Origin of the sequence: Streptomyces sp. NPDC048734, from assembly GCF_043198675.1 — a bacterium.
In the GTDB taxonomy this organism is placed as follows: domain Bacteria; phylum Actinomycetota; class Actinomycetes; order Streptomycetales; family Streptomycetaceae; genus Streptomyces.
Window position 1 is genome coordinate 1 of record NZ_JBICUZ010000003.1, and the last position, 13,847, is coordinate 13,847.

At 72.6% G+C, this 13,847-nt stretch carries 13 protein-coding genes; 5 read left to right on the plus strand and 8 right to left on the minus strand.

What is annotated here, in order from left to right; all coding sequences use genetic code 11:
* Both ACGFQC_RS09010 and trpS read left to right on the plus strand, forming a co-directional pair.
* The coding region (locus ACGFQC_RS09010; RefSeq protein WP_393287985.1) for a hypothetical protein at positions 1-217 on the plus strand (217 nt) is incomplete at its 5' end.
* Between the two features lie 419 nt (positions 218-636).
* The gene (gene trpS / locus ACGFQC_RS09015; protein WP_363092773.1) at positions 637-1,662 is read left to right on the plus strand and encodes a tryptophan--tRNA ligase; all 1,026 of its coding nucleotides are present in this window, start codon (positions 637-639) and stop codon (positions 1,660-1,662) included.
* On the opposite strand, the gene ACGFQC_RS09020 is transcribed toward trpS, so the two are convergent.
* Positions 1,602-2,627 (minus strand): helix-turn-helix domain-containing protein, encoded by a 1,026-nt coding sequence (locus tag ACGFQC_RS09020; protein ID WP_363092774.1) that lies wholly within the window; start codon positions 2,625-2,627, stop codon positions 1,602-1,604. The genes trpS and ACGFQC_RS09020 overlap by 61 nt on opposite strands.
* 74 nt (positions 2,628-2,701) lie before the next feature.
* Here ACGFQC_RS09020 and ACGFQC_RS09025 point away from each other — a divergent pair, with 74 nt between their 5' ends.
* Positions 2,702-3,286 (plus strand): cysteine hydrolase family protein, encoded by a 585-nt coding sequence (locus ACGFQC_RS09025; protein ID WP_363092775.1) that lies wholly within the window; start codon positions 2,702-2,704, stop codon positions 3,284-3,286.
* 40 nt (positions 3,287-3,326) lie between these two features.
* Here the strand turns inward: ACGFQC_RS09025 and proC are convergent, their stop codons facing one another.
* From proC to ACGFQC_RS09040, 3 genes are all read right to left on the minus strand, one after another.
* Positions 3,327-4,139: a pyrroline-5-carboxylate reductase gene (gene proC / locus ACGFQC_RS09030; protein WP_363092776.1), complete on the minus strand. Its 813-nt coding sequence runs from the start codon at positions 4,137-4,139 to the stop codon at positions 3,327-3,329.
* A 256-nt stretch (positions 4,140-4,395) separates the two neighbouring features.
* Positions 4,396-5,187 carry an ABC transporter permease gene (locus ACGFQC_RS09035; protein ID WP_363092777.1) on the minus strand — a complete coding sequence of 264 codons (792 nt, stop codon included), beginning with the start codon at positions 5,185-5,187 and terminating at the stop codon, positions 4,396-4,398.
* Positions 5,184-6,017, minus strand: a complete 834-nt coding sequence (locus ACGFQC_RS09040) for an ABC transporter ATP-binding protein (protein WP_363092778.1) — start codon at positions 6,015-6,017, stop codon at positions 5,184-5,186. Before ACGFQC_RS09040 ends, ACGFQC_RS09035 begins: the two co-directional genes overlap by 4 nt.
* 245 nt (positions 6,018-6,262) lie before the next feature.
* Here ACGFQC_RS09040 and ACGFQC_RS09045 point away from each other — a divergent pair, with 245 nt between their 5' ends.
* Positions 6,263-7,429, plus strand: coding sequence for a SulP family inorganic anion transporter (locus tag ACGFQC_RS09045; RefSeq protein WP_363092779.1), 1,167 nt, complete (start codon positions 6,263-6,265; stop codon positions 7,427-7,429).
* Here ACGFQC_RS09045 and ACGFQC_RS09050 read toward each other — a convergent pair.
* The 3 genes from ACGFQC_RS09050 to ACGFQC_RS09060 all read right to left on the minus strand — a co-directional run bounded on the left by ACGFQC_RS09050 (position 7,393) and on the right by ACGFQC_RS09060 (position 9,365).
* Positions 7,393-8,163 carry a class I SAM-dependent methyltransferase gene (locus ACGFQC_RS09050; RefSeq protein ID WP_363092780.1) on the minus strand — a complete coding sequence of 257 codons (771 nt, stop codon included), beginning with the start codon at positions 8,161-8,163 and terminating at the stop codon, positions 7,393-7,395. The genes ACGFQC_RS09045 and ACGFQC_RS09050 overlap by 37 nt on opposite strands.
* A gap of 190 nt (positions 8,164-8,353) precedes the next feature.
* Positions 8,354-8,926: an EamA/RhaT family transporter gene (locus ACGFQC_RS09055; protein ID WP_363092781.1), complete on the minus strand. Its 573-nt coding sequence runs from the start codon at positions 8,924-8,926 to the stop codon at positions 8,354-8,356.
* A gap of 100 nt (positions 8,927-9,026) precedes the next feature.
* Positions 9,027-9,365 (minus strand): SH3 domain-containing protein, encoded by a 339-nt coding sequence (locus ACGFQC_RS09060; protein ID WP_363092782.1) that lies wholly within the window; start codon positions 9,363-9,365, stop codon positions 9,027-9,029.
* Between the two features lie 182 nt (positions 9,366-9,547).
* Between ACGFQC_RS09060 and ACGFQC_RS09065 the strand changes: the two genes are divergently transcribed.
* Positions 9,548-11,743 carry a PQQ-binding-like beta-propeller repeat protein gene (locus tag ACGFQC_RS09065; RefSeq protein ID WP_363092783.1) on the plus strand — a complete coding sequence of 732 codons (2,196 nt, stop codon included), beginning with the start codon at positions 9,548-9,550 and terminating at the stop codon, positions 11,741-11,743.
* Positions 11,744-11,961: 218 nt separating this feature from the next.
* Here ACGFQC_RS09065 and ilvD read toward each other — a convergent pair whose 3' ends face one another.
* A complete protein-coding gene (gene ilvD, locus ACGFQC_RS09070) occupies positions 11,962-13,815 on the minus strand; it encodes a dihydroxy-acid dehydratase (protein WP_363092784.1) in 1,854 nt (617 codons plus the stop codon).
* Between the last annotated feature and the right edge of the window lie 32 nt (positions 13,816-13,847).

The window sequence follows — 13,847 nt, forward strand, 5'->3', positions numbered from 1 at the left end:
AGACTCTCTCAGGCTTTCCTCCGGGCGCTTCCCTTCGGTCCTGCGCTTCCGACTCTACCAGACCGTTTCCCGGCCCGATTTCCTCGGCGCTTTCCAGGCTCCCGCTTTTGTTTCGCGGTTTCCTTTCCGGCGGTTCCGACTCTATCAGATCCTTTCGGTTCCGATTCCCCGTCAGAAGGGGTTGCCTTCCCGGCTGTTGGGCCGTTCCGACGAGTGAGACTTTAGCGGATTCCCCGGCCCCGAAGCCAATCGGGGCCGCGCCCTTTCGAACACGGATTCCTCATTTCGCGAATACACACGCCAATGACGCGACGGCAGACGAATCGACTGCTCGCCGAGGAGTGGTTGGTACTTGCGGAATGGCTGTCCGGGGACCGACCGGAGTCGACGCTCACGTCGGACAACTCGGAGAACACTACGTATGCGCCCGGGGTGTGTCAACCCAGCTCCCAGAGGCGCCCGGAGGCGTACGCTGATTCGCATGACTACGCACACGTGCAGCACCCAGCTGTGGTGGGCCGCCTGACGGCGGCCGGACTGACGTGTGCACTCAACGGCCGCCGCCTCGGCGGCCGTTTCTGTTTCTCCCTCCTGGAGGCCGGCCGGGTGCGGCGGCCTCGACCAGGAGGTGGAGAGATGAAGCGGGTCTTCAGCGGGGTCAAGCCGACCGGGCATCTGACGCTGGGGAACTACCTGGGGGCCATGCGGCAGTGGGCCGAGGTCGATCAGCGCCGGGCGGACGCGCTGTTCTGTGTGGTCGACCTGCACGCCCTCACCGTGGACCACGACCCCGCGCGGGTGCGTCGGCTGAGTCGGCAGGCCGCGACGCTGCTGCTCGCGGCCGGGCTCGATCCGAAGTTGTGCACCCTCTTCGTGCAGAGCCATGTGGACGAGCACGCGCGGTTGTCGTACGTACTGGAGTGCGTGGCCACCGACGGCGAGATGCGGCGGATGATCCAGTACAAGGAGAAGGCCGCGCGGGAGCGTGAGCGGGGCGGGAGTGTGCGGCTGTCGCTGCTCACCTATCCGGTGCTGATGGCGGCGGACATCCTGGCGTACGGGACGGACGAGGTGCCGGTCGGGGACGACCAGAGCCAGCATGTGGAGCTGACCCGGGATCTGGCGCTGCGGTTCAACCAGCGTTACGGGCAGGCGTTCGTGGTGCCCAGGGCCACTCATCCGCCGGTGGGGGCAAGGGTCATGAACCTCCAGGAACCGACGTCGAAGATGGGCAAGAGCGACGACTCGGGTCCCGGCGTCGTCTACCTGCTGGACGAGCCGGACGTCGTACGGAGGAAGGTCATGCGGGCCGTGACCGACAGCGGGCGGGAGGTCGTGTACGACCGGGAGGAGCGGCCCGGCGTCGCGAACCTGCTGGAGATCCTCGCGGCGTGCACGGGCGGGAACCCGCGGGCCCTGGCAGACGTATACGAGTCGTACGGCGCTTTGAAGAAGGACACCGCCGACGCGGTGGTGGAGGTGCTGCGGCCGGTGCGGGCCAGGCACCAGGAGTTGTGCGCCGACCCGGTGTTCGTGGAGGGGGTGCTGAGGGATGGTGCGGAGAGGGCGCGGGCGATGGCCCGGCCGGTCGTGGACGCGGCCTACCGGGCGATCGGACTGCTGCCCGCGGTGGCGGAGCCGGCGCTGAACGCGGCGCGGTAGGCGCGTGGGCTGGTGGCGAGGCGCGATGCGAAGTGCTGGCGCATCGTGACCTCGCTGCCGAAGCCCGCGCGGCGGGCGACCTCGGGCATGGGGAGGTCGGTGCGTTCGAGGAGCCTCTGGGCGGCGGCGAGGCGCTGGTCGAGGAGCCAGCGGAGGGGGGTGGTGCCGGTGGCCGCCGTGAAGTGACGGGCGAAGGTGCGCGGGGACATGCCGGCGCGAGCCGCCAGGTCGGCGACCGTGAGCGGTTCGTGGAGGTGGCGGAGCGCGTGTTCGCGGACGGCGGCGAGGGCGTCGGCGTCGCGGTCGGTGTGGGGTGTGGCGTGCTCGATGAACTGGGCCTGGGTGCCGGTGCGGAAGGGGGCGGTGACCATCGAGCGGGCGATGGTGGCGGCCGCTTCCGCGCCGTGGGACCGGCGGACCAGGTGGAGACAGAGGTCGATGCCGGCTGCGGTGCCGGCGGCGGTCCAGATGTTGTCGTCCTCGATGAAGAGGGCGTCGGGGACGACGGTGACCTCGGGATGACGGGCGCGCAGCAGGTCGACCAGGTTCCAGTGGGTGATCGCGCGGCGGCCGTCGAGGAGGCCGGCCTGGGCGAGGGTGAAGGCTCCGCCGCAGAGGGCGGCGATGGTGGTGTCGCGCGCGTGGGCGCGGCGGAGGGCCTGGAGGACGGGTGGTGGTGCGGGGGTGACGTGGTCGTCGAGGCCGGGGACCAGGATCAGGTCGGCGCGCGGCAGCCAGGAGAGGGTGCGGTCGGGGAGGAGGCTGAGTCCGCCGCGCATGGGGACGGGCGTGGCGGTTTCGGGGGCGACGCGGCGCAGGTCGAAGGCGGGTGCGCCGCGGTCGGTGCGGTCGGTGCCCCAGACCTCGGTGATGACGGAGACGTCGAAGGCGCGGACACCGGGGAAGGCGACGAGGGCCACCCGGTAGGCGTTCTGCCGTTCCCTGCGTGCGTCGCCCTGCTCCATGTGTGGCAGTAAACCATCGATCGCCGACTTTTCGCCCTCTGGGACGGGTGGCGTCACGGCGGCAGGATCGGGGCATGGACATCGCCGAGAACGCAGCACTGGTGGTCGTGGACGTACAGAAGGGCTTCGAGGAGGCCGGGTTCTGGGGGCCTCGGAACAACCCCGGTGCCGACGACAACGTCGCCACGCTCATCGACGTGTGGCAGGCCACGGGGCGGCCGGTCGTGTTCGTGCGGCACGACTCGGTCGAGCCGGAGTCACCGTTGCGGCCGGGGTACGGGGGGAACGGCTTCAAGACGTACGTGGAGGACAGGAGGGGCAAGGGTGCCGGTGCCGAGCTGTTCGTCACGAAGACCGTGAACTCGGCCTTCTACGGGACGCCGGATCTGGACGCCTGGCTGAAGGCGCGCGGGGTCGCACAGGTGGTGCTGGCCGGGATCCAGACCAACATGTGCGTGGAGACGACCGCGCGGATGGGCGGGAATCTGGGGTACGACGTCGTGGTCGCCCACGACGCCACCTACACGTTCGACCTGGAGGGGCCGTTCGGCTGGCGGCTGAGCGCGGACGAGGTGGCGCGGGCGTCGGCGGTGTCGCTCCACGGGGGCGGCTTCGCGCGGGTCGTCACCACCGGGGAGGTGGTGGACGCGGCGAAGTGACCGCCCCCGGTGGGGTGGTGGGGCGGTGCGCCCCGTGCCGTCAGTCCTTGGTGCCGGCGGCCAGCTCGCGGCTGCGGTCGCGGGCGGCCTCCAGGGCGGCGATGAGGGCGGCGCGAACGCCGTGGTTCTCGAGTTCGCGGATGGCACTGATGGTGGTGCCGGCCGGGGAGGTGACGTTCTCGCGGAGCTTGACCGGGTGTTCGCCGCTGTCGCGGAGCATCGTCGCGGCGCCGATCGCGGACTGCACGATGAGGTCGTGGGCCTTGTCTCGGGGCAGGCCGAGCAGGATGCCGGCGTCCGTCATCGCTTCGACCAGGTAGAAGAAGTACGCCGGACCGGAGCCGGAGAGGGCCGTGCAGGCGTCCTGCTGCGACTCGGGGACCCGGAGCGTCTTGCCCACGGAGCCGAAGATCTCCTCGGCGTGTGCGAGGTGGTCGGCGCTGGCGTGGCTGCCGGCGGAGATGACGGACATGGCCTCGTCGACGAGGGCGGGCGTGTTCGTCATGACGCGGACGACGGGGACACCGGCGGTGAGGCGCTCCTCGACGAAGGCGGTCGTGATGCCGGCGGCTCCGCTGATGACGAGGCGGTCGGCGGGGACGTGCGGGGCGAGCTCGTCGAGGAGGGCGCCCATGTCCTGCGGCTTGACCGTGAGGATGAGGGTGTCGGCGGTCTTGGCGGCTTCGGCGTTGGTGACCGGGGTGACGCCGTAGCGGGCGCGGAGTTCCTCGGCGCGGTCCGCGCGGCGGGCGGTGACGAGGAGGTCGGCGGGGGGCCAGCCGCCTCGGAGCATGCCGCTGAGAAGGGCTTCGCCGATCTTGCCGGTGCCTAGGACTGCGACTTTCTGGGACATGGCGGGGTCCTCCGGGGGGTTGCGTCGTCCGGGGTCATCCTCGCATCGGGGCCGGTGCGCGGGTGGGAGCTGTCCGGTGGGTGGGCGGTGCGGGCCGTCCCCGCCGCCGCTCCCCCCGCCCGTCCCGCTCCGTTCTTCGGGCCGCGCCGCCGGCGTCCCCCGGGCCGCGCCGCGCCCTCCCCTGTGGCGTTCTTCGCGCCTCGTCCGCGAGGCCCTCCCGGCGGGGGCGGGCCCGGAGCGGGCCGGCACAGGTCCGTCATGTCGTCCTGCGGCGCAGTGTCGCCGCTCCCAGGCCGAGGACCAGCAGGGCGCAGCCCGCCACGACGAGGACGTCACGGACGAAGGCCGCCGTCATGTCCGTGTGGGTGAGGACCTCGTTCATGCCGTCGACCGCGTAGGACATGGGGAGGACGTTCGAGATGGCCTCCAGGACGGGGTGCATGGTGTCGCGGGGGGCGAAGAGGCCGCAGAGGAGGAGCTGGGGGAAGATCACCGCCGGCATGAACTGGACCGCCTGGAACTCGGAGGCGGCGAAGGCCGAGACGAAGAGGCCGAGGGCGGTGCCGAGGAGTGCGTCGAGCAGGGCCACCAGGAGGAGCAGCCAGGGACTGCCCGTCACGTCCAGGTCGAGGAACCAGAGCGCCAGACCGGTGGCGAGGGCGGACTGGACGATCGCGAGGGCGCCGAAGGCCAGGGCGTATCCGGTGATCAGGTCGCCCTTGCCGAGGGGGAGGGCGAGGAGGCGTTCGAGGGTGCCCGAGGTGCGCTCGCGCAGGGTAGCGATGGATGTGACCAGGAACATCGTGATCAGGGGGAAGATCCCGAGGAGGGATCCGCCGATGTTGTCGAAGGTGCGGGGGCTGCCGTCGAAGACGTAGCGGAGCAGGACCAGCATCAGGCACGGGACGAGGATCATCAGGGCGATCGAGCGGGGGTCGTGGCACAGCTGGCGCAGGACGCGGGCGGCGGTGGCGGTGGTGCGGAAGGGGTTGAGGGGGGTCGTGGGAGCGGCGGGGGCGGTGGGCGCCGGTCCGGTGTCCGTGGTCATCGGGTCTCCTCCTTCTTGCGGGTCGCTTCGGCCGCCTCGTCGACCAGGTGCAGGAAGGCCGCCTCGACCGTGTCCGAGCCGGTGCGGGCGCGCAGTTCGTCGGGGGTGCCGTCGGCGAGGATCTCGCCCTCGCGCATGAGGATCAGGCGGTGGCAGCGCTCGGCCTCGTCCATGACGTGGGAGGAGACGAGGAGGGTGGTGCCGCGGGAGGCGGCGATGTCGTGGAAGAGGTTCCACAGGTCGCGGCGGAGGACCGGGTCGAGGCCGACCGTCGGTTCGTCCAGGACGAGGAGTTCGGGGGCGCCGAGGAGGGCCACGGCCAGGGAGACACGGCTGCGCTGGCCTCCGGAGAGGTTGCCGGCGAGGGCGTCGGTGTGGCTGGTCAGGTCGACGTCGGCGATCGCGCGGGTGACGTTGTCGTGGCGGCGGTCGGCCGCCGCGCGGCCGGGGTCGAGGACGGCCGCGAAGTAGTCGAGGTTCTGACGGACCGACAGGTCGTCGTAGACGGACGGTGCCTGGGTGACGTAGCCGATGAGGGTGCGCAGGGCGGGGTGGCCGGCCGGGTGGCCGAGCACGTCCAGGGTGCCGGTGACCTTGGCCTGGGTGCCGACGATCGCCCGCATGAGCGTCGACTTGCCGCATCCCGAAGGGCCGAGGAGGCCGGTGATCCGGCCGCGCGGGACCGCGAAGTCGAGGGTGCGCAGGACCGTGCGGGGGCCTCGGACGACGGTGAGGGCGCAGGCGCGCACGGCGGCGGGGGTGGTCGTGGTGGGGTCGCCCGGTCCCGTGTCGTCAGGAGGTTCGGGGGTCCGGGTCCTGTAATTCATCATGCGATGAATAATCTCTCCGTGGGACGGTGGTCGTCAAGCGGCCGGGGGCGCGTCTGCGCGGCGCGGGCGCACGGCGGCGTACGGGAGGCGGAGCGGTTCTGCCGGCACGCTTCCCCGTTCGTGTGGTGATCGGCGGTTCCCGGTGCGCGGCCGGCCGATTTCGTGAAGATGGGATTCAGATCGCCGTGTCCTCCTCCGGCACGGCGCCCACGCATCTCCCGTTCCCGGCCGGAGGTGCCGTCGTCATGCGCCATGGTGTCCGTGAAACCGAACTGCCGGCTTTCCCCGTCGTCCTGCTCGTCGCGCTGCCCGTATGTGTGGGCGTCGCCCTGATCTGCGGAGTCCCCGCCGAGTCGGTACTGGTCACCGGCCTGGGCGGCGCACTGGCCGCCTCACTGGTGCGGCTGGGGAGGTGGTTCCGGATCGTGCCGGTGGCGGTCGTACGGGGGATGCTCGCCGGGATCGGGCTCGTCCTGGTCGCCGGGCAGGCGTACGCCCTCGGGGACGCGGCGGTGCCGGTGAGCGGGCTCGGGAAGATCACCGGGCTGACGGGCCTGCCCGGGCGAGTGGATCCGGTGGCGTTGTCGGTGGGGGGTGCCACCCTGGTCCTGTCGTTGCTGTGGCGGCGGTGGCGGTGGGGTGCGCGGCTGGTTCCGGCGCCACTGGTCGCCGTGGTGTCGGCGGCGGCCGTGACCTGGGCGTTCGACCTGGAGGTGCGGCGCGTCGAGGTACGCGCACCGGGAGGTGCCGCAGGCCTGCCGGACGTGGCGGAGTTCGCCCGGCTCGCGGAGGCGGGGGTGACCGGGGCCGTCGTGGCGCTCGTGCTGGTCGCGTCGGCGCGGTGGTCGTTCGCGCGGGTACCTCATCGCGTGGGGCCGCCGGCGGTGGCGGTCGTCGTGGCCGGAGCGCTCACGGCGCTCGGGGTGGCGGGGGTGGTGCCGGCCGCGGCGGTGGCCGTCCTGGTCCTGTACGTCGGCTGCGGCCTCGTTCCCGTCCGTGAGGTGCGGGCGTGGTGGCGTGGGCATCGCGGTGAGGTGGCCGTGCTGGGCGCGACGGCGGTCGTGGTGGCCGTGGGGAACCTGTTCGAGGGGGTGCTGGCCGGGCTGGCGCTGGCCGTGGCGAAGACGGCCTGGGAGGTCAGCCAGGTGCACGTGGAGACCGAGGACCGGGGTGACGCCGGGATCGTCGTACGGCTGCTGGGGCATGCGACGTTCCTGCGGCTGCCGAAGCTGCTGGACGCCCTGCACGCGCTGGACGTCCTGCACCGGGACCGGGAGGTACGGCTGGAGCTGGCCGGGCTGCGGCATGTGGACCACGCGTGCGCGGTGGCCCTGGAGGGGTGGGCCGCCGCCCGCGAGAGGCGGATGTCGCGGGGTCAGGGGCGGATCGCGAGCAGCAGTCCGACGTCGTAGGTCTCCTCGACCACGCCGTCGGGGAAGACGGCCAGGAGGTGTCGGCGCTCCCCGTCGAGGAGGGCGTCGGTGCTCTCCTGGCCGTGCACCAGGAACAGCGAGTGGCTGCTGATGTTCGCCAGGTGCGTGTCGACGTGTACGCGACGGCTCCAGCGGACTCGGCGGCGCGCGAAGCCGAGGCGGCCGGCGGAGGCGGCGAGGGCGTGGTGCGTGCCGTCGCCGTTGCCGCCCACGGCCCGGTCGAGACCGAAGTGACGCTCGACGCGGGCCGTCTGCGCGTCGATCCACGGTACGTCGAGCGCGGCGGCGTTCCACCAGAGCGCGAGGGCGCCGCCGGGCCGCAGGACGCGCAGGGCCTCCGGGATCGAGCGGTCCGGGTCGCTCCAGTGCCAGGACCGGGCGTAGGTGAGGAAGTCGAGGGAGGCGGTGGCGAGGGGGAGGTGATTGCCGTCGCCGCGGACGATCGGCACGTCGGGGAGGTCCCGGCGGAACTGCTCCGCCATGCCGTCCCCCGGCTCGACGGCCACGACCCGGGCGCCGCGGGCGTGCAGGAGGGCGGTCCCGATCCCGGTGCCGGCGCCGACGTCGGCGACCCGCGCGCCGGACAGCGGGCGGCCCGCCATCTCCTCGACCGCTGCGAAGAGTGCCGCCGGGCAGGAGGGGCGGTTCGCGGCGTACTGGGCCGCGGCGGAGCCGAAGGAGAGGGCCCTGGGTGTGCTGGAGGCGGGGGTCATGAGGGCCATGGTGTCGGGAGGGGGGAGGGGAGGCCAGAAGGCCGGGTGCGCCGGAGCTGCGTGGCGGCGGCCGGCCGGGGGCTGTTGGCGGCGGCCGGCCGGAGGCTGTTGGCGGCGGCCGGTGCCGCTGTGGAGGTGCGGTTGCTCGGCCGCTTCACGCTCCGTGAGGCCGCCCGCGCAGGGGGCGTGCTCAGGAGCGGCGGCGCTTCTTCGACGGGTTGCGGGTGCGGCGGGCGGTGCGGCGTTCGTGCTCGGCGCGGGCCGCCTCGTACTCCTCGCGGTGCAGCTTCTCGCCGGGGGCCTCCGTGAGCGAGCGGAAGAAGTAGGCGAGGAGGGAACCGACGAAGCCGATGGCCAGCAGTCCGCGCAGGGAGGCCTGACGATCGGGGTCGGGGCGCTTGGTGAAGCCCTCCCAGGTGTTCCGGAAGGCCAGGGCGCTGGAGATCGCGAACATGACGGTGACCAGCACGGTCACGAAACCGCCGGTGCCGGCGAGCGCGACGCCCTCGTAGGCCAGGCGCAGGACGAGGCACGAGGCCACCGCGGCGGCCAGCGAGCCGACGGCCACGCCGATGCGGCGGAACGGGTAGCCGTGGTCGTGGTCCACCCAGGTGGTGCCGAAGAAGCGGAGGGGCTCCGGGCGGGGCCCGGCGGGGGCGCCCCCGGCCGGGGCACCGGCCGGGTGGGCCGGCCGGCCGGAGGGGCCCGCCCCGGTCTCCGGGGAACCCGCCTCGGCGTCCGGCATGCCGTTCTCGTCGCTCACGGGACGATTATGGCTCCGGGCCGGGCGGGCTCCCCGGCAGGGTGCGCGGTGGAGCGCACGGGATGCGCACGGGATGCGCGCGGTGGAGCGCGCGGTCGGGTCAGGCGCAGCGGGGGGCTACGTAGCCGTCGCTGCCCGTCCTCACGTACGCGTCCGAGACGAACTGGCCGTCGGCGATGTTGTCCCAGATGTTCGTCGTGCCGTACGGGCCGCTGACCGAGGTGCCGGACGTCTGGCAGAAGATCGGCACCCTCGTGCCCTCGGGCAGCACCTTGACGATCGGGTAGCTGGTGGCCGGTCCGCTGCGCACGTTGAGGCGGACACCGGGCGCCACCGGGTAGTACGTCAGCGCCGCCGTCACGGCCTGCGCCTCGGCGCCGCCCCCGGCCGCCTCGGTTGCCTGGGTCTCTTTCACTTCTTCCACGCGGTCGACAGACATGAAAAAACCTCCCCCGTCGGACCCCATGACTGCCATGGGGTCCCGTTGATTCCCCGGAATCACGACATGAAACACATGTACACGATTCGCACAGGAGGACCAGCAAGCCGCCTCGGCCGCGTAAACGCCATCGACTAGGCTCCGTGCGTCGCGCGCGCGGACGAACAGCACGGGGGTGGTCCATGGCGCCACAGCACGACACCGGGGCGGACGCGGAAGCGGAACTTCCGGAGTACGCCGGTCACTACCACCTGGAGTCCTGCCTGGGCTCGGGCGGCATGGGCGTGGTCCACCTGGCCCGCAGCACCTCGGGCATGAAGGTCGCGGTGAAGGTCGTACACGCCGAATTCGCGCGGGATCCCGAGTTCAGGGGGCGGTTCCGGCAGGAGGTGGCGGCCGCGCGGCGGGTGAGCGGCGCCTTCACCGCGCCCGTCGTCGATGCCGATCCGGAGGCCGAACGGCCCTGGATGGCCACGCTGTTCATTCCCGGCCCGACCCTGTCCCAGCATGTGAAGCGGAACGGACCCATGGGGGCGGGCGAGTTGCGGCGGCTGATGGCCGGGCTCGCGGAGGCGCTGCGGGACATCCACCGGGTCGGGGTGGTGCACCGCGATCTCAAGCCCAGCAACGTCCTGCTCGCCGAGGACGGCCCGAAGGTCATCGACTTCGGCATCTCACGGCCGAAGGACAGCGAACTACGCACCGAGACAGGCAAGTTGATCGGGACACCGCCGTTCATGGCGCCGGAGCAGTTCCGGCGGCCGCGGGAGGTCGGGCCCGCCGCGGACGTGTTCGCGCTGGGATCCGTGCTGGTGCACGCGGCGACCGGGCGGGGGCCGTTCGACTCGGACAGCCCCTACGTCGTCGCCTACCAGGTCGTGCACCACGAGCCGGATCTGACCGGTGTGCCGGAGAGCCTGGCCCCGATGGTGCTGCGCTGCCTCGCGAAGGAGCCCGGGGAGCGGCCGACGCCCGACGAGCTGATGCGGGAACTGCGGTCGGTGGCGGCCTCGTACGACACGCAGGCGTTCATACCGGCACAGCGTTCGCCCGACGACGGCGTACGGGGGTCCGAGCGACCGGAGCCGGCCGGGTCGCCGCGTTCCCCGGGGGCGGGGAGCTCTCCGGGGTCCCCGGCGGACCGGGCCGGTGGCGCGGCTCGGGTGGGCGTGCGGCGGTGGGTCCGGCGGCAGGGGGGCCGGCGGCGGCAGGTCGCGCTCGCCCTCGGCTCGCTGGTGCTCGTCACGGGCGGCGGGCTCGCCTCCGTCCAGGCGTTCGGCGAGGACACGGCCGGGGCGGCGTCCCGGGGCACGGACGGCTCGCGGTCCGCCGCGGACGTCCACGCGCCGTGGGCGACGCGCCCGGCGGAGGGCGGCGGGCTGCCGCAGTGCGCGTACGACGCCCGGCGGCTGCTCTGTGTCCAGGCGGGGCAGGTGTCCGCCCTCGACGCGTCCGACGGGCGCGTGCTGTGGCGGCACGCCCTGTCCGCCGGGGACAAACCCCACGGGGCACCGGTCGTCGCGGGCGGGCTGGCGCACGTGCTCACGCACTCCGGCAAGCGCGTCGAGGCCCTCGACCCGGCGTCGGGGCGGGTGCGCTGGGAGCGGGACGTGTCGACGTACCGGGGGGTGCGGTACGCGGGCGGGACCCTGCTGCTGACGGCCGCCGACGGCACGGTGACCGGGGTGGACGCGGCGTCCGGGCGTACCGGATGGAGCCGGCGGATCCCGGGGGCGGGCGATCCGTACTTCGTGTCGTTCCCCGGGGACGCGCTGGTCTACGCGACCAGCACCTCCGGCGAGGGCCGGACCCGGGTCACCGCGGTGGACCCCGTCACCGGAGAGGTGCGCTGGGACGAGCGGTTCGACGAGACGGTGACGCCGGTGGGCGCCGCGGACGGCAGCGTCGTCCTGCTGGCCGAGGACGGCGACGGGGGTTACGGGACGGCGGACGCCGTGATCCACTTCTCCCCCGCGACCAAGGTGTCGCGGCGGGTGGCGCTGTCCGTCGCGCTCCAGCAGCCGACCGCGGCCGTCGACGGCGACCGCGTCTACCTCATGACGTACGACGGCGCCCTCGTGGCCGTCGACACCCGCGAGGAGAAGCGGCTGTGGTCCCTCCAGACGGCCGTGAGCAGGGGGTCGGTGCCGACCGTGGACGGCACGCACGTGTTCTTCAGCGCTCCCGACGGGCGTCTGCTCGCCGTCGACGCGGAGGCGGGCGAGCTCGTCGGCCAGACGGAGCTGCGGCTCGGCGCGCGGTCGGACGAGGTGGTCAGTACACTGCCCGCGCCCGAGGCGGCCGAGGGGCGGGTGTACGCCGGGGCTCCCGACGGGACGGTGTTCGCGGTGGACGGGCGTGATCCTGCGGGCTGGTGAGGCTCGTGAGGCGAGCGCCCGGACTTCCCGGGCTTCCCGGGCTTCGTGAGTTCCCCGGGCTTCGTGAGTTCCCCGGGCTTCGTGAGTTCCCCGGGCTTCGTGAGTTCCCCGGGCTTCGTGAGTTCCCCGGGCTTCGCGGACTTCGTTCGTGGACCTCGGCTCGTGCGGAAGGGCCGCCCCCGGTCGACGGAGGCGGCCCTTCGGCGTCCGGTCGGGCGTCAGCCCAGCTTCGACACGTCCCGCACCGCGCCCTTGTCGGCGCTCGTCGCCATCGCGGCGTAGGCCCGCAGGGCGGCGGAGACCTTGCGCTCGCGGTTCGAGGGGGCGTACGCCCCGTTCAACGCCTCCTCGCGGCGGGCGAGTTCCGTCTCGTCGACGAGCAACTCGATCGTGCGGTTCGGGATGTCGATGCGGATGCGGTCGCCGTCCTCGACGAGGGCGATGGTGCCGCCGGAGGCCGCCTCCGGGGAGGCGTGGCCGATGGACAGGCCCGAGGTGCCGCCGGAGAAGCGGCCGTCGGTGATCAGGGCGCAGGTCTTGCCGAGGCCGCGGCCCTTGAGGAAGGACGTCGGGTAGAGCATCTCCTGCATGCCGGGGCCGCCCTTGGGACCCTCGTAGCGGATGACGACGACGTCGCCGTGGGTGATCCGCTTGTTGAGGATCTTCTCGACGGCCTCCTCCTGCGACTCGCAGACGACCGCGGGGCCCTCGAAGGTCCAGATCGACTCGTCCACGCCGGCCGTCTTCACCACGCAGCCGTCGACGGCGAGGTTGCCCTTGAGGACCGCCAGGCCGCCGTCCTTGGAGTAGGCGTGCTCGGCGGAGCGGATGCAGCCGTTCTCGGCGTCCTCGTCGAGGGTCTCCCAGCGCTCGGACTGGGAGAAGGCCTCGGCGGAGCGGACGCAGCCGGGAGCCGCGTGCCACAGTTCCACCGCCTCGGCGCTCGGCGAGCCGCCGCGGACGTCCCAGGTCTTCATCCAGTCCGCCAGGGACGGGCTGTGGACCGTGTGCACGTCCTCGTTCAGCAGGCCGGCACGGTGCAGCTCGCCGAGGAGGGCGGGGATGCCGCCGGCTCGGTGCACGTCCTCCATGTAGTACGTGCGGTCCTTGGCGACGTTCGGCGCCACCTTGGCCAGGCAGGGGACTCGGCGGGAGACCGCGTCGATCTCGTTCAGTCCGAACGGGACGCCCGCCTCCTGGGCCGCCGCCAGCAGGTGCAGGATCGTGTTGGTCGAGCCGCCCATCGCGATGTCCAGCGCCATCGCGTTCTCGAACGCGGCGACGGTGGCGATGTTGCGCGGCAGGACCGTCTCGTCGTCCTGCTCGTAGTGGCGGCGGGTGATGTCCATGACCGTGCGGGCGGCGTCCACGTAGAGCCGCTTGCGCGCGGTGTGGGTGGCCAGCACCGAGCCGTTGCCCGGCAGGGAGAGGCCGATGGCCTCGGTCAGGCAGTTCATCGAGTTGGCGGTGAACATGCCGGAACAGCTGCCGCAGGTCGGACAGGCGTTCTCCTCGATACGGAGGATGTCCTCGTCGGAGATCTTGTCGTTCACGGCGTCGGAGATCGCGTCGACCAGGTCGAGGGTGCGGACCGTGCCGTCCACGAGGGTGGCCCGGCCGGACTCCATCGGGCCGCCGGAGACGAAGACCGTCGGGATGTTCAGGCGCAGGGCCGCCATGAGCATGCCCGGGGTGATCTTGTCGCAGTTGGAGATGCAGACCAGGGCGTCGGCGCAGTGCGCCTCGACCATGTACTCCACGCTGTCCGCGATCAGGTCGCGGGAGGGCAGGCTGTACAGCATGCCGCCGTGACCCATCGCGATGCCGTCGTCGACGGCGATCGTGTTGAACTCGCGCGGGATGCCGCCGGCCTCGGTGATCGCCTCGCTGACGATCCGGCCGACCGGCTGGAGGTGCGTGTGGCCGGGCACGAACTCGGTGAAGCTGTTGGCCACCGCGATGATCGGCTTCCGGCCGATGTCCGCACCGGGTACACCGGAGGCGCGCATAAGGGCGCGGGCGCCCGCCATGTTGCGGCCGTGGGTGACTGTGCGGGACCTCAGCTCGGGCATCGTCGCTCGCTCCTTCAGACAGGTATGGCTGT